This window comes from Corallococcus sp. 4LFB, assembly GCF_046520365.1.
GTDB lineage: Bacteria > Myxococcota > Myxococcia > Myxococcales > Myxococcaceae > Corallococcus > Corallococcus caeni.
In genome coordinates this window covers 1-18,862 of the sequence record NZ_JBKGHJ010000114.1, presented here as the reverse complement: position 1 = coordinate 18,862, position 18,862 = coordinate 1, and the positions used below count along the sequence as shown (strand labels likewise).

The window sequence follows — 18,862 nt, the reverse complement described above, 5'->3', positions numbered from 1 at the left end:
CCCGCCCGCGGAGACGCCGGCCACCACCGCGCCCTTCGCCGCGTCCACGCGCAGCGCGCGCGCCAGCTCCGGCGTGAGGTCCTGCACCGCCAGGCCCACCCAGCCCCGGCGCACCACGCCCGTCTCCTGGAGCTGCGGCAGGAGCGCCTGGATGAGGTTCGCCGGCACCGCGAAGCCGATGCCCGTCGCGCCACCGATGATGGCCGTGTTCATGCCCACCACCTCGCCCCTCATGTTGAAGAGGGGGCCGCCGGAGTTGCCCGGGTTGATGGCCGCGTCCGTCTGCAGGAAGTCGTCATACGGCCCCGCGTGGATGTCGCGCGCCCGGGCGGACAGGATGCCCGCGCTCACGCTCGACGCGAGCCCGAACGGGTTGCCAATGGCCATCACGGGGTCGCCCACCCGCAGGCCATCCGAGTCCCCCAGCTTCACGAACGGCAGGTTCCCGGACACGCCCTTCAACTGGAGCAGCGCCACGTCCGTGAGCGAGTCGCGGCCCAGCACCTCCGCGTCGAACGCGCGCCCGTCCTCCAGCTTCACCCGGACGAGGTCCGCGCCCTCCACCACGTGGTTGTTCGTGAGCACCAGGCCGGACGGGTCGATGACGAAGCCCGACCCCACCCCCTGCTTCGCGGGCGCGCCGCCCTCGCCGAAGGGGCTCTGTCCGCCCTGCATGCCGAAGCGCTCGGCGAGGCCGGGGGGAAGGCCCTGCATCATCCCGCCCATCGCGGGCCGGGCGCGGGCCCGCACCTCCACGTTCACCACCGCGCCCTTCACCGTGTCCACCAGCGGCGCCAGCGACATGAGCGCGCCGGGCGACCCCGGCGTGGGCGTGTAGACCGCCGGCTCCACCTTCGCGCCCGACGGCGTGGTGGCCGTCTGCATGGAGCCCGCCTTGAGCGACAGCGTGGGGCGGGAGGGAGGGGCCACGTCCGCGGCCGGCTTGCAGGCCCCCAGGGCGACCAGGGGCATCAGCGTGAGCGCGCGGGCAAGGTGGCGGCGGGACGGAAGCGTACGGACCATCGTGCGTTCTCCTTGGTGGCGGCCGGAAAGCGGGCCTTCCGGACGGAGAGGGGGGAAAAGAGTCGAACCGGATGCGGTGGGCACCCTGGGAAGGAGGCAGCGGTCCCGTTCCACCAGCGACACCGGGAGCCACCGGTGGCCCAGCTGCCTGAAGGGAGCTCTTGGAGGAAGCCCCGCATCCGGTCCGACGCCCGGACCTCATTGCAGTCCGTGGGCCAACCCCTCCAGCGCCCCCCTTCAGAGGGGAGCCCGGCCCCGGAGGGCCTCCGGACGCGGGGCAAAGTGCCCCATCCGGGGCATTTCGCCCGGGGGCGGCATGCCCCACGCCCCATCGCCACGGCCCCCTCCGGGCATGGCACGGCGGATGCTCTTGAAGCCGGGGGTCCCTCGCGAGCGTCACCGCCGCGGAACCTTCAACCCCTTCAGGAGTCCACGCCCATGGTGCACGAGCAGACGGAAGGGGTCGCGCGCGGCGCGGCCTGGGAAGACCCCCACTCCGAGCCCGCCCGGGCCCCGCGCATCCTGGTCGCGGATGATCAACTGGAGATGCGCACGCTCATCCGCAAGATGCTGGTGCGGCGCGGCTACGAGGTGGTGGAGGCGGCGGACGGGCCGGGCCTGGTGCGCGTCCTCGTCGAGGGGCTGACGGCCGAGGAGTCGCGCGCGCCCGACCTCATCATCACCGACGTGCGCATGCCGGGCTTCACGGGGCTGGAGGTGCTCGCCCGGCTGCGGCGCGAGCAGTGGACCACGCCGGTCATCCTCATCACCGCCTTCGGCGACGTGCAGCTGCACCGCGAGGCCCTGCGCCTGGGGGCCGCCTGTGTGCTCAACAAGCCGTTCGACATGGACGAGCTGCGCGGCGCCGTGGAAGTGGCCCTCGCGGTGACGCGCGCGTAGTGCCGGCGCGCTAAGGTGGCGCGGCCCGCCGCTCGTGAAGCCGGCTTGTCGCAAGGAAGCCCATGCGCCGCCTCCCCTGGTCCCTGTCGTGGTCCCTGCTGTGCCTGGCGTGCGCGCCCACGCAGCGCCAGACGCCGGACGCGGGCGCCCCGGAGGCCACGCCCCAGCGGCTGGCGGTGAACATCGTCCACACGTATCCGCACGACCCCGCGGCGTTCACGCAGGGGCTCCAGTTCCACCAGGGCCAGCTCTACGAGAGCACCGGTGAGAAGGGCGACCTGCGCCGCATCTCGCTGGAGCAGGCGGCGCCCCTGTGGAAGGAGTCCCTGCCGGACGTGTTCCCGGAGGGGCTCGCGAGCGACGGCGAGCGGCTGTACCAGCTCACCTGGCAGGACGAGACGCTCTACGTGTGGAACGGCACGCCGCCCGCGCGGGAGAAGCAGGTGGCCTACGCGGGCGAGGGCTGGGGCCTGTGCTACTGGCGGGGCCAGCTGGTGCGCAGCGACGGCACGTCCACGCTGCGCTTCCACGACCCGAAGGACTTCCACGTGAAGTCCCAGGTGCGGGTGACGTTGCAGGGCGTGCCGCAGGAAATGCTCAACGAGCTGGAGTGCGCGGAGGACGGCGTCTACGCCAACGTCTGGCATTCCAACAGCATCCTGAAGATTGACTATGCGACGGGCCGCGTGCTGGCGGTCATCGACGCGTCGGCGCTGGCGCGGGCGGTGCGCGGGCGGGTGCACAGCTATGAGGCGGTGCTCAACGGCATCGCGCTGGAGCCCGGCACCGGCCGCCTGTTCCTCACCGGCAAGCTGTGGCCCGACCTCTTCGAGGTGACCCTGGTGGGGCCCGCCGCCACGCCGTAGGCCCTTTCCAGACAGCCCGCTTCAGGCCGGGCCGGAATCACCCTGTCTGGAAAAGCGCCGCCGCAGCGTGCGGACCACCTCCGCGTCCCAGCGCGGTGACAGCAGCTCCAGCGCGGTCCGCTGGAAGGGCAGGGCGCACGCCAGACACGCCAGCGTCGCGGCCAGTCCAATGAGCGAGTTCTGCCACGAGGCCAGGTTCCACTGGCCGGACCAGGACCACGCCTCCAGGCTCTGGGGCCACAGATAGTGGATGGGCCAGCCGGGCCCGCTCCCGGCAAGGTCGCACAGCAGATGACCGTGGAATGCAGCCACCGACAGCAGGGCCACGGCTGCTCGCTGCCGTGCCAATGCCGTACAGACCGCCAGCGTGACGAGCGCTCCCACGTAGCCATGAAAAATCACGTGGTGATAACGCGAATAGAACTCTTCACCTGCCAGCAATGACAGACCATCCAGGTCCGGCGCCAGCCCCGCGCAGGTGACCAGGAGGCGGTCACGCCGCTCGCGCAGGCCTTGCGCCAGGAGCCAGGACAGTTCGGCGTGGACGATGGGGCTCATGGGTGCCCCAGCGTACGTCATACCGGGGGCCGGGCGAAGGTTCCCGGCCCTGTGCGTTGAGAAGGTGGGGGCAATGACTCGTCATGAATTTCATCTCCGCGCGCCCGGGGCCGGACCTCGCCACGTTGTTTGAGTTGCATGTACGAGACACCCCCGAAGCCGTGGCGGTGCATTCAGAGGAGGGGGTGCTCAGCTATGACACCCTCAACCGGCGCGCGAACCGGCTGGCACGGCGGCTCCAGGCCCTGGGCGTCGGGCCTGACCAGCCGGTGGGCATCCACGTCGACCGCACTCCGGCGACCCTGGTGGGGTTGCTGGGCATCCTGAAGGCAGGAGGCGCCTATCTGCCGCTGGAGCCGAGCCATCCTTCAGAGCGGCTCGCCGCGATGGTGGAGGACTCCGGGATGCGGGTCCTCGTTGGACGGCGCGAGGCAGTCCAGGGACTGCGCTTCCAGGGGCACGTCGTCGAGGCGCCCACCGCGGACGAGCCTCCAGACGAACGCGATGCCGTGAACGTGAAGGGCGGGGCGGGGCCGGACTCGCTGGCCTATATCCTCTACACGTCGGGCTCCACGGGCAGCCCCAAGGGCGTGTGCATCCCGCACCGGGGCGTGGCGCGGCTGGTGCTGGATGCGGGGTTCATGGGCTTCCGGCGCGAGGACCGCGTGCTCCAGGCCGCGTCGTATGCCTTTGATGCCTCGACGCTGGAGGTCTGGGGCGCGCTCCTGAATGGCGCGACGTTGTGTCTGGTTTCACGGGAGACCCTGCTGTCGCCCCCGCTCCTCGCGGCGAAGCTCCGGCGTGAGGCCATCTCCGCCGCGGTGCTGAGCACGTCGCTGTTCCATCAACTGGCGGCGGCCATTCCAGACGCGTTCGGCGGGCTCCGCGTCTTGATGGTGGGCGGCGACGTGCTGGACCCCAGGTGGGTGGCGCGAGTCATGGCGCAGGGAAGGCCCCAGCGGCTGCTCAACAGCTACGGCCCCACCGAGTGCACCACCTCCGCGACGGCGTATGAGCTCCCCGCGCCTCCGGCTCCGGGCGTGTCCATCCCCATCGGCAGGGCGCTCGCGCGGCTCCAGCTGCACGTCCTGGATGACGCGGGGAGGCCGCTGCCCGTGGGCGAGGCGGGGGAGCTGTACCTGGGCGGGGAGGGGCTCGCGCGGGGCTACCTGAACCGGCCCGCCCTGACCGGCGAGCGGTTCCTTCCGGATCCGTTCAGCGACGCGCCCGGGGCGCGGATGTACCGGACGGGAGACCGGGCGCGGTGGCTGGAGGACGGCAACCTGGAGTTCCTGGGGCGGGTGGACCACCAGGTGAAGATTCGCGGCGCGCGGGTCGAGCTGGGGGAGATTGAAAGCGTGCTGCGCGCGCACGCCCGGGTCGGTGACGCCGTGGTCCGGGTGCACGAGGCGGCTCCCGGTGACAAGCGGCTCGTCGCGTATGTCTCACGGCGTGAAGGCGCGACCTTGGAGGACGCGGAGCTGCGCGCGTATCTGGGCTCGAAGCTGCCGGACTTCATGCTCCCGCATGCGGTCATGGTGCTGGACCGGCTGCCGCTCAACTCCAGTGGCAAGGTGGAGCGCCAGCTGCTTCCGGCGCCGCGCTTCGGGAGCGGGGAGGGCGAGGCGCCGCGCACGCCGCTGGAGCAGGAGATCGCGCGCGTCTGGTCGGAGGTCCTGGGGACGCGGCAGGCCGGACGGCAGGACCGCTTCATGGAGTCGGGCGGGGACTCGCTGCTCGCGATCCGCCTCATCGAGCGGCTGGAGCAGGCGGTGTCCGTCCGCCTGCCCGTGTGGACGCTCTTCGACAGTCCGAGCATCGCGGAGCTGGCGCGGCTGTTGGAGCCGGCACGGAACGAGGGTCGGCGCCCCGCGCTGCCCCCCATCGTCCCGGTGGACCGGACGCGGCCCCTGCCGCTGTCGGAGGCCCAGCGGCAACTGTGGCTCCTGGAGCAGGTGGCGCCCCGGAGCGCCGTCTACAACGAGCCCTTCACGCTGCACCTGCCCGGCGACCTCCAGCCCGACGCGCTGGAGCGCGCGTTCCTGTCCCTCATCGCCCGGCATGAGGTGCTGCGAACGACCTTCGGCTCCACGCCGGACGGTCCCTGCCAGCGGGTGGAAGCCGAAGTGCCGTTCCACCTGCGACGCGTGGACCTGCGCGCCCTTCCCGAAGGACTGCGGAGCGCGAAGGCGTCGCGCCTGGCCACCCAGGAGGCGCGTGCGCCCTTCGACCTGGAGCACGGGCCGCTGCTGCGGGCGACGTGGATCCGGTTGAGCGCGACGGAGAGCCGTCTCTTCCTGGTGATGCATCACCTCGTCGTGGATGGCTTCACGATGGCGGCGTTCCTCCAGGAGCTGCATCGGTTCTACCTGTCGGAGGTGCTTGCGCCGCCGCCCTTGCGGCTCCAGTACGGCGACTTCGCCGTCTGGCAGCAGGGGCCTGGATACCAGGAGGCCATCGCGCCGCACCTCGACTGGTGGAGGCAGGCGCTCGCGGGGGCTCCGCACCTGGAGCTGCCCACGCAGCATGCGCGGCCTCCGGTCCCGAGCTTCCGGGGGGCGAAGCACGTCGCGCGGATCCCCAGGGACCTGCTGGAGTCGGTGAAGGCGCTGGGGCGCGGCGAGGACGCCACGCTCTTCATGACGGTGCTGGCGGCGCTGGGGGCGCTGCTGCACCGCTACTCCGGCGCGGAGGACCTGCTGGTCGGAGGCGCCTTCTCCGGACGGAGCCGCGAGGAGTCGCAGGCCATCTCCGGGCACTTCGTGAACCTGCTGCCGCTGCGGCTGCGCTTCTCCGCCGGGCTGAGCGTCCGGGGCCTGCTGGCGCAGGTGCGCCGCGTCTGTCTGGAGGCGCTCGAACATCAGGACGCGCCGCTCCTGCGCATCGTGGAGGCGGTGAACCCGCCGCGCATCCCTGGCGCCAACCCGCTGTTCCAGGTGTCCTGCACGCTGGAGCCACGCATCGCGGTGCCGGAGTCGGGCTGGCGGGTGGAGCCCCATGACATCGACACGGGGACGTCGAAGCTGGACCTCTCCATCGAGCTGGATGAGCGGCCAGACGGCATGTCCGTGCGGTGGGAGTACGCGCTGGACGTCTTCGAGCCCTGGATGATCCACCAGCTCGGCGACCACTTCGTGACGCTGCTGCGCGAGGCCGTGCGCGACCCGGAGCGGCCGGTGGCGGCGCTGCCCCTGCTCTCCGAAGCGGAGCAGACGCGGCTGCTCGAATGGGCGCAGGGGCCCGTGGAGGACCTGGCGCACGCGGACTGCCTGCATCACCCGTTCGAAGCGCAGGTGGAGCGCACGCCGGACGCGCCGGCCCTCGTCTTCCAGGGCCGCACCCTGAGCTACCGGGCCCTGAACGCGGAGGCGAACCGGCTGGCGCATCACCTCCAGTCGCAGGGCATCGGGCCCGGAGCCTTCGTGGGGGTGTGCCTCCAGCGCTCCTTCGAGCTGATCACCGCCATGCTGGCGGTGCTGAAGGCGGGCGCGGCCTACGTGCCGCTGGACCCCGCGTATCCCCGGGCGCGGCTGGAGTTCACGGCGCGGGACGCGGGGCTGAGCTGCATCCTCGCGCAGCAGGCGACGCGCGCGCTCATGGACGGCGCGGGCGCTCCGGTGGTCGCGCTGGAGCAGGTGCGCGGTGGCTCGGAGGAGAATCCTCGGGTCCACGTCACCGGGGAGGACCTCGCGTACGTCATCTACACCTCCGGTTCCACGGGCCAACCCAAGGGCGTGCGCATCGGTCACCGGAGCGCGGTGCACCTGTCCGGGACCGTGGCCTCCGACTTCGGCTTCGCACCGGGAAAGCGCGTGGCGCAGTGCTCCCGGTTCGGCTTCGACTTCTCCGTCGGGGAGATCTTCCCGGCGCTCTCCTCCGGCGCCACGCTGTGCCTGATGGACCAGGAGGACGTGGCCGCCGGTGAGGAGCTGGCGGACTTCCTGGAGCAACAGCGCATCCACATCGCGATGTTCACGCCGGCGGCGCTGGGCTCCATGGCGTGGCGGGCGCTCCCGGACCTGAAGACGCTCGCGATTGGCGGCGAGGAGCTTCCCGCGCGGCTCGTGGACACCTGGGCTCCAGGCCGCCGGTTCCTCCAGGTCTATGGGCCTACCGAGGCCACGGTCTTCACGACGAGCACGGAGTGCACCGCGGGCCAGGGCCCGTACCCCATCGGGACGCCGCTTCCGGGCTACGAGGTCTACCTGCTGGATGAAGCGCTGGCGCCCGTCCCCGTGGGCGTGCGTGGCGCGCTCTACATCGGAGGCAAGGGGCTGGCGCACGGCTACCTGAACCGGCCGGAGCTCGACGCGGAGCGGTTCATCCCCCATCCCTTCAGCGCGGAGCCGGGCGCCCGCCTCTACAAGAGCGGTGACGTCGCCAGCCACCGGCCGGACGGCCGCATCGACTTCCACGGACGGTCGGATCGCCAGCTCAAGCTGCGCGGCTTCCGCATCGAGCTGGGCGAAATCGAAGCGGCGCTGCGCAAGCATCCCGACGTCCGCGACGCCGTGGTCGAACCCCGGCTGCTCGCGGGAGAGCGGCACCTCGTGGGCTACGTCATCCCCCGGGATGCCGCCACGGCGTCACGGTTGCTGACGCCCGCGTTCAGGGACTCGCTGGGCGAGACGCTTCCACCGCACATGGTCCCCCGGGAGCTGGTGCTGCTGGACGCGTTCCCGCTGGGGCCCACGGGCAAGCTGGACCGCAGCGCGCTGCCGCTGCCTTCCGTCAGGGCCCAGGCCGCTCCCGACGCCGCTCAGGCCTCGGAGCGGGAGCAGGCGCTGGAGCGCATCTGGTGCCGGATTCTCGGCGTGGAACGCGTGGGCAGGCAGGAGGGCTTCTTCGACGCGGGCGGCAACTCGCTGCTGCTCGCGCGGGTCCAGTCCGCGCTGGCCTCGGAGCTGGGCCTCCGCGTGAGCATGGCCACGCTGTTCCAGTTCCCGACGCTCGAAGCCCTCGCGCGGCACCTGGACGCGGACTCCCGCCCGCGCCCGGCACCGGAGCCGGCACCGGAGCCCCAGCGAAGCCCCGCGCGTTCGGAGCACATCGCCGTCATCGGCAGCGCGGGGCGGTTCCCGGGAGCCCCCAGCGTCGATGCGCTGTGGACGCTGCTGGTGGAGGGGCGCGAGGGCCTCTCCCGCTTCAGCCGGGAGGCGCTGCTCGCCGCGGGCGAGGACCCCCAGCTCCTGGACGACCCCGCGTATGTCCGGGCCTCGGGGCTGCTGGAGGACGCGGAGTCCTTCGACGCCGCGTTCTTCGGCTACAGCCCCCTGGACGCGCGGTTGATGGATCCGCAGCTGCGCGTGTTCCTGGAGTGCGCCTGGGAGGCGCTCGAGACGGCGGGCTACGACCCGAAGCGGCTGTCCGGCAAGGCGGGGTTGTTCGCGGGCTCCGGGGTGCCGCGCTACTGGCTGGACCAGGTGCTGCCGCGCTTCCGCTCCCTGTCCGTGGCCGCGGAGGCGTACCGGTCCATCCTGGGCAATCCGTGGCAGTTCCTCGCCACGGCGACGGCATATCAACTGGGCCTGCGCGGGCCGCGCTCACGGTGCAGACCGCCTGCTCCACGTCGCTGGTGGCCGTGCACCTGGCCTGCCAGAGCCTGCGCACCGGCGAGTCCGACGTGGCCCTGGCGGGGGGCGTCTCCCTCTTCGCGTCCGGTCCGGCCGGCTACCTCCACGAGCAGGGCGGCATCACGTCTCCGGACGGGCACTGCCGTCCCTTCGACGCGAAGGCGCAGGGGACGGTGCCCTCCAGCGGTGTCGGCATCGTGGTGCTCAAGCGGCTGGAGGACGCGCTGCGGGATGGGGACTCCATCCAGGCCGTCATCCGGGGCTCGGCCATCAACAACGACGGCAACGCCAAGGTCGGCTTCACCGCCCCGGGCGTGGAGGGACAGCGCGACGTCATCACGCGTGCCCACGCCGACGCGGGCGTGGCCCCCCGCCACATCACCTATGTGGAGGCCCACGGCACGGCGACGCCGCTGGGCGACCCGCTGGAGGTCCAGGCGCTGCGGCTCGCCTTCGGAGCGCGTGAGGCGTCCGAGCCCGCGGTCGTCCTGGGGGCGCTCAAGAGCAACGTGGGGCACCTGGACTCGGCGGCCGGGGTGGCGGGGTTGATCAAGACGACGCTGGCCCTGGAGCACCGCTTCCTTCCGGGGACCGTCCACTTCGAGCACGCGCATCCGGAGGCGGGCCTGGAGCGTTCCCCCTTCGTCGTGCGCCGGGAGGGGCGGCCGTGGTCCGTGCCCGAGGGCTTCCCGCGCCTCGCGGGGGTCAGCTCGTTTGGCATTGGCGGGACGAACGCGCACGTCGTCCTGGAGGAAGCGCCGTCCGCGAAGGTCCTCGCCGCGGGCACGGCGATGGAGGTGCTGACGCTCTCGGCGCGGAGCGGGGAGGCGCTGGGCGCGGCCTCGCGGCGGCTCGCGGATCACCTGGAGCGGCATCCCGGGCAGTCACTGGCGGACGTCGCGTACACGTTGCAGGAAGGCCGGACGGCGTTCGGGTACCGGCGCGCCATCACCTGCGAGACCCCCGAGGAGGCCATCGCGGAGCTCCGGCGGGACGGCTCCGCGCAGCTCGCTTCCACTCCACTCCCGGAGGTGTGCTTCCTGTTCCCGGGGACGGGCACGCAGGAGCCGGGCATGGGCGTGGAGTGGTACCGGCGCGCTCCGGCGTACCGAGAAGCCTTCGACGAATGCGCCGCGCACTTCGGCCGGGAGGTGGAGCGCGACCTTCGCGCCGCGCTGCTCACGGCCGATGACGGGACGCGTGCGGAGGAGGCGCTCCGTGCGCCCTCGCTGGGCATGGCCGCCATCTTCACGACGGAGTACGCGCTGGCGAAGCTGCTGGGCGCCTGGGGCCTCCACCCGACGAGCCTGCTGGGGCACAGCCTGGGCGAATACGCCGCCGCCTGTCTCTCCGGCGTCCTGTCGCTGGAGCAGGCCGTGTCGCTGGTCGCGCTGCGCGGCCGGCTCTGCGACGCGCTGCCGCCCTCCGGCATGCTGGCCGTGCCCCTGTCGGAAGCCGTGCTGACGCAGGAGCTGCCACCCGCGCTGTCCCTGGCCGCGGTCAACGGCCCCGGCCAGTGCGTGGTGGCCGGCACGCTGGAGGCGTTGGAGGACTTCGCGGCGCGTTTGCAGGAGCGGGGCGTGAGGACGAAGTGGCTGCCGCGCACGAGAGGGTTCCACTCCGCGCTCGTGGAGCCGGCGATGCAGCCGCTCACGGAGCTGGCCCGGACGATGCGCCCGAAGTCCCCAGCGATTCCCCTGGTCTCCAACGTCACCGGCACCTGGCTGACCGGGGACGACGCGCGCGACCCCACGTACTGGGCCCGCCACCTGCGGCACACGGTCCGGTTCTCCACGGGGTTGGAGCTGCTGCTGGAGGACCGTGAGCGGATCTTCGTGGAGGTGGGGCCGGGACGGACCCTCTCCACGTTGACGCAGCTGAACCCCCGGGTGGGGCGGGAGCGGCTGGTGCTGCACACGCTCGGCGCGCGCGCGGGACGGCGGCACCTGGCGGAGCGCGATGAACAGGCGCTGCTCCAGGCCGTGGGACAGCTCTGGTCCGTGGGCTTCCCCGTGGACTGGAGCCAGGTGCGCGGAAGCGGACCGCGCAGGCGCGTCGTGCTGCCGACGTATCCCTTCGAGCGCAAGCGCTACTCGCTGGCGGAGAAGGCCCCACCGCCCGCACGGCCCCCCATCAAGACCGGGCCCCGGCCCCTGAGCCGCGAGGAGGTGCGGGCCTCCATGGAGGCGCTCTGGAAGGAGCTGCTCGGCGTGGACACGCTGACGCCGGACAGCCACTTCTTCGAGCTGGGCGGCACGTCCCTCCTGGTCGTGCAGCTCAACCGCGAGCTCAAGTCGCGGCTGTCCGTGACCCTGTCGCTGCACGCGGTGCTGGAGCACCCCACGCTGGGCGCCTGGGTGCACGCGGTCCAGGAGGAGCTGGAGCGGACGGGGAGGCCGCTCCTCAAGGAGGCGCCGCTGCGGATGGAGCTGCAGGCGGGACGGCGCGGACGGACGCCGCTGTTCCTGGTGCAGCCCATTGGCGGCACCGTCTACACGTACCTGCCGCTGGCGAAGCGGCTGGGCGCGGACCTCCCGGTGCACGCGTTCCGCGCGTCGGGGCTGGAGCCGGGCGAGGTGCTCTACCGCGACGTGCCGGCGATGGCGCGCACGTACGTGGACGAGCTGCTGACGTTCCAGCCCCAGGGCCCCTTCTGGCTGGGCGGCCATTCATCGGGCGGCGTCATCGCGTACGAGATGGCGGCCGTGCTGCTGGAGCGCGGCCACTCCGTGGCGGGCGTCATCCAGATCGACACGGTGACGGTGGACGACTCACGCAGGCTGGGCATCCGGAGCGTGGGGGACGTGCTCCGGCTCATCGATGCGTTCCAGGAGATCTCCCCGCGCGCGGCGGACGGGCTGCGGACGGCGATGGAGCTCGACGCGAGGCTGCGCGACGTGGTGCTCGCGACCAACGAGGCCATCGCGGCGTACGCGCCGGGACGTCACGCGGTGCCGCTCGTGTACCTGCGGGCCTCGGAGCGGGACGCGGTGCTGGATTCGCACGCGGCGGCATGGTGGCAGGCGCTGACGACCGCTCCGTTCCAGACCCACGACGTGCAAGGCAATCACTTCACCGTCATGGAGGAGCCCGCCGTGGCGGAGGTGGCGCGGCTCATCCGGGAGCACCTGACCGCGGGAAGGGACACGGCACGTGACGACCTCGACGCGGGATGAATGGAGGACGGAGCTCTCACGGCGCTTCACCGCGTTCGTGGAGGCCTATGAGCGCGGGAGCGTGGAGGCGCTGTCCAGGCTGTTCTGGCACGACGACGACATCGTGGTCGTGGGCACGCACTCCAACCTCCACTTCATCGGCTGGCAGCAGGTGGAGCACTCCTTCCGCACCCAGTTCGGGAGCCTGCGGGACCTCCGCGTGACGCTGCGCTCGGAGCAGCTCTGGCACGGAGGGGCCGCGCCCTCCACGATGGCGTGCCTCACGGTGTCCGCGATGGACGTCTCCTTCGTCGGAGGCAGCGGGCCCGTCACCTTCGAGGGGATCCGCGTGGCCTGCGCCTTCGAGCGCCGGGGCACCGAGTGGCGGATGGTCCAGATGCACTGGTCGCTCCCGCGCAAGGAGGTGCTGGTGGACCACGCGGACCGCTGATCACCCCGGAGGCAGGGGCGAGCGTCGCGGCGTGCCCAGCAGCTCCAGCGTGCGCAGCGCCACGTCCGCCAGCGTGGACGTGCACGGCATGCAGCCTCCGCCGCAGCACGGAGGCCAGTCGCCCTCCGGGTCCCGCAGCAGCGGATACACGCAGCCCCGCAGGGACAAGGGCAGGCCCGCGTCGTCGCAAGCCTGACGCAGCGCTGCCTGCACGGTGGCATCCTTCACGTCCATCGCTTCAGCTTCCTAACCGGCTTCAGGAAGGAAGGCAGCCCGTGCGCATGGCCTTGTCCCCCCGGTGGTTCCCGCGCCGCGCCTTCGCGGTGCTCCTCGCGTGCCTCGCCTGCGCCTGCACGCGGACCGGCCGGACCTCCCGCACGCCAGCGGACGACCCCACGGTGCGCCTCATGGACACCCTGCGTGCGCACGCTCGCGGCAGGGCCCCCGGCTGCGCCCCGGACGCCCGGCTGCTCCAGCCTGGAGGCGGCATCGACCTGGAGCGCCTCCACGCCTCGGGGCACCCCGTCATCGTCTGGACAGTGAACGACGTGCCCACGATGCAGGCCCTGCTCCGGCGCGGCGTGGACGGCATCATCAGCGACCGGCCGGACCTCCTCGCGCGGGCGGTGCGCGACTTCGACGCCAACGGGGACGGCACTCCCGGGGACCTGCTGGACGCGGACGGGCTCATCGACCCGGAGCGCTTCGATGCGCAGGGCCACCGGGGCGCGCGGAGCCTGCGGCCGGAGAACACGCTGCCCGCCTTCGAGGCCGCGCTCGACTTCCACATGACCACGCTGGAGCTGGACACCGTCCTCACCGCCGACGGCGTCCCCGTGCTCTCCCACGACCCGGACCTGTCCCCGGTGAAGTGCCGCCACGCGGATGGAAGCCCGCTCGCGGCTCCCATTCCCATCGCGACCCTCACCGTCGCGCGGCTCCAGGCCGCCTTCGTCTGCGACCGGCTCCTCGCGGACCGCCCGGAGCAGACGAACGACCGCGCCCGCTCGCCCGAAGCCGTCGCGTTCGCCGCCCGCGCGGGACTCCCGGCCCCCTACAGCGTCCCCACGCTGCGCCAGGTGTTCGCCTTCGCGGCGGACCAGGCGGACGCCGCGCACGACGCCCGCGATCCGCTCCGCGCCCGGAGCGCCCGGCGCGTCCGCTTCAATGTGGAGCTGAAACGGACGTCATCGCTGACCGCCGTCGAGCCAGCCCACGGCGACGCGGTCGCCCAGGTCATCCAGGACGCGGGGCTCGTTCAACGGGCGGACGTGCAGTCCTTCGACCTGCGCGCCGTGCGCTCCATGCAGGAACGTCATCCCGGACTGCGCGCTGTTCTCCTCCTGGACACGCCTCCCACGGCCGCGGATGCACACGCGGCCGAGTAGCCAGACGGTCCAGCTCCCGGTCGGGAAATCAAGGATTTAGTCAGGCGACGAATCAACTTGCGGAAAATCGTTAGGGGCCTTACTAGACGCCGCGTCTTGTCCACTCCCCGTCCCAAGAACGCCACGCCGATGAAGCTCGTGCCCCGCTACGAGCGGCTGAAGCAGATGGCCAAGCGGTTTCCCGCGCTCGACCCGAGCGCCATCGAGACCTGCCTGACGATGCTCCGCCTCTCCAATGAGCTGACCGAGGCCTACGAGGCGCACTTCGCGCGGCATGGCGTGTCCCACGGACGCTTCGTCGTGCTGGTGCAGCTCTTCGCGGCGGAGGACGCGGGGGAGACGCTGCGCCCCGCGGAGCTCGCGGAGCTGTCGCGGTGCAGCCGCGCCACCATCACGGGGCTTTTGGACACGCTGGAGAAGGACGGCTTCATCTCCCGCACGGACCACCCCGAGGACCGGCGCATGTACTCCGTGCAGCTCACCTCCAAGGGCCGCGAGTTCATCCTGGGCATGATGCCCGACCACTACCGCCGCATCGCCGCGCTCATGGCTCCCTTGAGCCTGGAGGAGCGGGACACGCTCCGCGACCTGCTCGCCAAGGTGTCCTCCGGCATCCCCGCCCTGCGGGACCCCTGAAGCCTCCCCACACCCCTTCTTCAACAGCAGCCGTACCGAGCAACAACCATGACGACCCGTACCGCCGAATCCCTGGAAGCCGCCCCCTCCATCGACGCCCCCGCCGCCGCGAAGCCCGCGAAGCCCGCGAAGCGCTCCCGCGCGAAGCAGGTGCTGCCCATCCTCGTGGGCGTGGCGGTGCTGGGCGGAGGCGCGCGCTTCCTGCTCACCCACGGCCACGAGTCCACCGATGACGCCCAGGTCGAAGGCCGCATCGCCAACGTGTCGCCGCGCGTGTCCGGACAGGTGGCCCGCGTGCTGGTGAAGGACAACCAGGCGGTGAAGGCCGGCGACGTGGTGGTGGAGCTGGACCACGCGGACCTGGACGCCCGCCTGGAGGTCGCCCGCGCGGACGTGATGAGCGCCGAGGCCCAGCTGTCCAACGCCCAGGCCCAGCTCACCCTCACGGAGGCCAACGCGGGCGCCAACCTGCGCCAGGCCCGCGCCGGCGTCACCCAGGCCTCCAGCGGCATCAGCTCCTCCAAGGCCGCGCTGGACCAGGCCCGCGCGGACGTGGTCGCGTCCGAGGCGCGCTTCAAGCTGGCGGAGACGGACCTGGGCCGCGTGAAGCAGCTGCGCGAGCAGGGCGCGCTGTCCCAGTCGGACCTGGACACCCGGCAGGCCGCGTATGACACGGCCAGGGCCGCCCTGGACCAGTCCCGCGCGCGCCTGAGCTCCACCGAGGCCGGCATCCAGAGCTCCTCCGGTGGCCTGGAGGCCGCGCAGGGCAAGCTGTCCGCCGCGGAGACGGCCCCCGTGCAGGTGCAGGCCGCGCAGGCCGCGCTGAAGCTCGCCGAGGCCCGCGTCAAGCAGGCCCACGCCGCGCGGACGCTCGCGGAGCTCGCCGTGTCCTACGCCCAGGTGCGCGCCCCGGTGGACGGCATCATCAGCCGCCGCACCGTGGAGGTGGGGCAGATGGTGGGCCCGGAGCGCCCGCTGATGGCCGTGGTCCCGCAGGACGACATCTGGGTCGTCGCCAACTTCAAGGAGGACCAGGTCGGTGAGATGCGCCCGGGCCAGCCGGTGGACGTGGAGGTGGACGCCTTCGGCGGCCACTCCTTCAAGGGCCACGTGGACAGCCTCGCGGGCGCCAGCGGCGCGCGCTTCGCCCTGCTGCCCCCCGACAACGCGTCCGGCAACTTCGTGAAGGTCGTGCAGCGCATCCCGGTGCTCATCCGCTTCGACGGCGACCTGAAGGCGCTGCCCATCAAGCCCGGCATGAGCGCCTATGTCTCCGTGGACACGGGCGCGGAAGCCCCGCCGCAGCGGACCGCGGCGGCGGACACCCGGAAGGCGGAGTAACCCACCGTGGACGCACGCCGCGACGTCATCCAAGGTTCCAAGGCGGGCATCACCATCGCGGCCATGGCCGCGGCGCTGATGTCCGTGCTGGACATCTCCATCGTCAACGTGGCCCTGAGCGACATCCGCGCGAGCTTCGGCACGCCGTTGGATCAGATCGCCTGGGTGTCCACGGGCTACATGATGGCCAACGTGGTGGTCATCCCGATGACGGGCTGGCTGCAGCGCCGCTTCGGCTACCGGAAGTACTTCACCTTCTCCATCCTCCTCTTCACGGTGGCCAGCGTGCTGTGCGGCCTGTCGTGGAACCTGCCCTCGCTGGTGGCCTTCCGCATCCTCCAGGGCATGGGCGGCGGCGCCATCATCCCCACGTCCCAGGCCATCCTCTTCGCCCGCTACCCGCGCGAGGAGCACGGCATGGCGGGCGCCCTCTTCGGCCTGGGCGCCGTGACGGGCCCGCTCTTGGGGCCCACCGTGGGCGGCCTCCTCATTGAGGCGGCCAGCTGGCACTGGATCTTCCTCATCAACGTGCCGGTGGGCCTCTTCGCCGCGTACATGGCGTGGCGCTCCATCGAACAGCCCCACTTCGAGGTGTCCAGGGAGAAGGTGGACCGCAACGGCATCGCGCTCCTGGCGGTGGGCATGGCGTGCCTCCAGTACGTGCTGGAGGAGGGCAACCGCGAGGACTGGTTCGACAGCCGGCTGATTACATTGCTGGCGGTCATCGCGGGCATCGCGCTCATCACCTTCGTCATCCACGAGCTGGAGACGCCCAGTCCCGTGGTGGACCTGCGCGTGTTCAGCAACCGCTCCTACTCCGCGGCCACGGGGGTGAACTTCCTCGTCGGCACGGCGCTGTTCTCCGGGTCGTTCCTCTTCAGCCTCTTCTGCGGCTCCGTCATGCGCTACGAGGCGTTGGACATCGGGCTCATCTTCCTCAAGGGCAGCGCCATCCAGGTGCTGCTGATGCCGCTCATCGGCAAGTTCGGCGGCAAGGTGGACGGCCGGTTCCTCATCGGCTTCGGCGTCCTGGGCGTGAGCCTGTCCCTGTGGACCAACGGCCACCTGACCACGCGCGTGGATGAAATCACCCTCATCACGCCGGTGTTCATCCGCGCCTGCTCGCTGGGCTTCATCTTCGTGCCGCTGTCGGTGATGGCGCTCAGCAACCTGCGGCCGGAGCAGCGAGGCAACGCGTCGGGCCTCTTCAACCTCACCCGCGAGCTGGGCGGCTCCATTGGCACCGCGTGGATGAGCAGCGCGCTCAGCCGCTCCACCCAGGCCAACGTCACCGCCATCACCTCGCACGTGGACGTCTACGGGCAGGTGGCCCAGGAGCAGGTCGCCTCGATGACGGGCGCCATGGCCGCGAGGGGCGTGCTCAACCCCACGGGCGCCGCCTACGGCCTCTTGAGCCAGCGCATCAGCGCCCAGGCGCTGGTGCGGGCCTTCAACGCGAACTTCCTCATCCTCGCCATGCTGTTCGTCTGCGCCCTCATCCTGGTGGCCATGCTCCAGAAGGCGGACCCCACCGTGAAGGTGGAGGGCGCGCACTAGAGCGCGCGGCTCCTGGAAGCAAGAAAGCGCGGGTCCCCGGTGCGTTGGGGGCCCGCGCTTCTTCGTTTCAGGCGCTGCCGGGGACGACTACCGGCGCCACTTCTGCGCGGCGGTGCCGTTGCACTCCCAGAGCTGGAGCGGGGTGCCGCTGGCGGAGTTGCCGCCCGTCACGTCCACGCACTTGTTGGCCTGGGGGTTCACCAGGTCGCCCGCGCCGGAGAGGATGAACTGCTGCGCCGGGTTGCCGTTGCAGCTCACCAGCTGGATGGCGGTGCCGTTGGCGCTGGAGCCCCAGGCCACGTCCATGCACTTGCCGAACGCGCGCACGGTGCCGTCCGACATGAAGGTCCACTTCTGCGCGTTGGTGCCGTTGCAGTCCCACAGCTGCAGGCGGGTGCCGTCGGCCGTGTTGGAGTTCGGCACGTCGATGCACTTGTTCGCCAGGCCGATGATGGGCCCGCCGGAGCCGCCGCTGCCCGTCGTGGTGAGCGACAGGCCGTAGGCGCCCAGGATGGGGTTGAGCGGCTGGAAGACGGTGTTGCCGCCGGAGGTGCAGTTGCCGCCCGCGCCGGACGTCACGCCCTGCGCCTGGTTGCCGGACAGCCACGAGCCACCGGAGTCGCCGCCCTCCGCGCACGCGCTGGACGCCGTCAGGCCGTACACCGGGCCCGCCGAGTAGTTCACCGTGACGTTCTTCTGCGTGATGACGCCGCAGCGCCAGCCGGTGGTGGAGCCCGAGCGACAGACGGACGCGTTGAGGCCCGCCTCCTGCGACCCGTACACCAGCACGTTGCCGCCCGCGTAGTTGCTCACCCACGGCTGCGACGCCCAGGAGCCGTTGGTGCGCACCCAGGCGTAGTCGTTGCCGGGCCAGTTGGCCGCCACCACCGTGCCCTGCGCCACGCCGTTGAAGCCGCTGGTGGCCGTGCCCGGCCCGCCGCAGTGGCCCGCCGTCACGAAGCCGCCCGACACCGGGAAGCCGATGGAGCAGCGCGCGTTGCCCGGGTAGTACGCGTCACCGCCGCGCAGGTCGTACACCGGCTTGAACTCCTCGCGCGAGGGCACCGTGCGCACCGCGGCGTGCCTCACGCCCGCCTTCGCCACGAAGTCCGTGCCGCCCGTCAGCGCGGAGTCCTGCGCCAGCACGACGACGCTGTTGGTCATCACGTCCACGTACCAGGCGTGCACGGTGCGGTTCGCCGCCTCCGCGTGACGGTCCAGCTCCGCCTTCACCGCCTCCAGCTCCGCCTGCGTGTACTTCACCTTCCGGGGCACCGCCCCCGCGCGGCGCACGGCCTCCGCGTCCGCGTCCGTCGTCACGCCCACCACCAGCGCGCTGCCGTCCGCGTTCATCCACGCGCCGCCAAAGCGCTCGCCCAGCTGAGCGCGCAGCGTCCCCTCCACGCGCACCGCC

12 protein-coding genes and 1 pseudogene are annotated in these 18,862 nt (G+C 71.9%); 9 read left to right on the top strand and 4 right to left on the bottom strand.

Annotated features, from left to right (window positions below; translation table 11 throughout):
* Positions 1-1,023 (bottom strand): trypsin-like peptidase domain-containing protein (locus tag ACLEQD_RS14910; protein WP_410384611.1); only part of this gene is annotated, 1,023 nt, incomplete at its 3' end.
* Between the two features lie 438 nt (positions 1,024-1,461).
* On the opposite strand from ACLEQD_RS14910, the gene ACLEQD_RS14905 reads away from it, so the two are divergent.
* Positions 1,462-1,923, top strand: a complete 462-nt coding sequence (locus tag ACLEQD_RS14905; RefSeq protein ID WP_410384609.1) for a response regulator — start codon at positions 1,462-1,464, stop codon at positions 1,921-1,923.
* A 62-nt stretch (positions 1,924-1,985) separates the two neighbouring features.
* Positions 1,986-2,789, top strand: a complete 804-nt coding sequence (locus ACLEQD_RS14900; RefSeq protein ID WP_410384607.1) for a glutaminyl-peptide cyclotransferase — start codon at positions 1,986-1,988, stop codon at positions 2,787-2,789.
* 21 nt (positions 2,790-2,810) lie between these two features.
* Here the strand turns inward: ACLEQD_RS14900 and ACLEQD_RS14895 are convergent, their stop codons facing one another.
* Positions 2,811-3,347 (bottom strand): metal-dependent hydrolase, encoded by a 537-nt coding sequence (locus ACLEQD_RS14895; protein ID WP_410384606.1) that lies wholly within the window; start codon positions 3,345-3,347, stop codon positions 2,811-2,813.
* An 83-nt stretch (positions 3,348-3,430) separates the two neighbouring features.
* Between ACLEQD_RS14895 and ACLEQD_RS14890 the strand changes: the two are divergent.
* From ACLEQD_RS14890 to ACLEQD_RS14880, 3 genes and pseudogenes are all read left to right on the top strand, one after another.
* A pseudogene (locus tag ACLEQD_RS14890) lies at positions 3,431-9,084 on the top strand (amino acid adenylation domain-containing protein); the annotation flags it as partial.
* Between the two features lie 9 nt (positions 9,085-9,093).
* Positions 9,094-12,096: a type I polyketide synthase gene (locus ACLEQD_RS14885; protein ID WP_410384617.1), complete on the top strand. Its 3,003-nt coding sequence runs from the start codon at positions 9,094-9,096 to the stop codon at positions 12,094-12,096.
* Positions 12,074-12,526 (top strand): nuclear transport factor 2 family protein, encoded by a 453-nt coding sequence (locus tag ACLEQD_RS14880; protein WP_410384604.1) that lies wholly within the window; start codon positions 12,074-12,076, stop codon positions 12,524-12,526. The genes ACLEQD_RS14885 and ACLEQD_RS14880 overlap by 23 nt, the downstream gene beginning before the upstream one ends.
* On the opposite strand, the gene ACLEQD_RS14875 is transcribed toward ACLEQD_RS14880, so the two are convergent.
* A complete protein-coding gene (locus ACLEQD_RS14875; RefSeq protein ID WP_338265483.1) occupies positions 12,527-12,760 on the bottom strand; it encodes a hypothetical protein in 234 nt (77 codons plus the stop codon).
* Positions 12,761-12,807: 47 nt separating this feature from the next.
* Here ACLEQD_RS14875 and ACLEQD_RS14870 point away from each other — a divergent pair, with 47 nt between their 5' ends.
* The 4 genes from ACLEQD_RS14870 to ACLEQD_RS14855 all read left to right on the top strand — a co-directional run bounded on the left by ACLEQD_RS14870 (position 12,808) and on the right by ACLEQD_RS14855 (position 17,448).
* Positions 12,808-13,914 (top strand): glycerophosphodiester phosphodiesterase family protein, encoded by a 1,107-nt coding sequence (locus tag ACLEQD_RS14870; protein WP_410384615.1) that lies wholly within the window; start codon positions 12,808-12,810, stop codon positions 13,912-13,914.
* A 129-nt stretch (positions 13,915-14,043) separates the two neighbouring features.
* Complete coding sequence (locus ACLEQD_RS14865; protein ID WP_410384613.1) at positions 14,044-14,550, top strand: MarR family winged helix-turn-helix transcriptional regulator; 507 nt, start codon at positions 14,044-14,046, stop codon at positions 14,548-14,550.
* Positions 14,551-14,598: 48 nt separating this feature from the next.
* Positions 14,599-15,891, top strand: coding sequence for an HlyD family secretion protein (locus ACLEQD_RS14860; protein ID WP_410384602.1), 1,293 nt, complete (start codon positions 14,599-14,601; stop codon positions 15,889-15,891).
* Positions 15,892-15,897: 6 nt separating this feature from the next.
* Positions 15,898-17,448 carry a DHA2 family efflux MFS transporter permease subunit gene (locus tag ACLEQD_RS14855; protein WP_410384600.1) on the top strand — a complete coding sequence of 517 codons (1,551 nt, stop codon included), beginning with the start codon at positions 15,898-15,900 and terminating at the stop codon, positions 17,446-17,448.
* A gap of 87 nt (positions 17,449-17,535) precedes the next feature.
* On the opposite strand, the gene ACLEQD_RS14850 is transcribed toward ACLEQD_RS14855, so the two are convergent.
* Positions 17,536-18,862 (bottom strand): RICIN domain-containing protein (locus ACLEQD_RS14850; protein WP_410384598.1); only part of this gene is annotated, 1,327 nt, incomplete at its 5' end.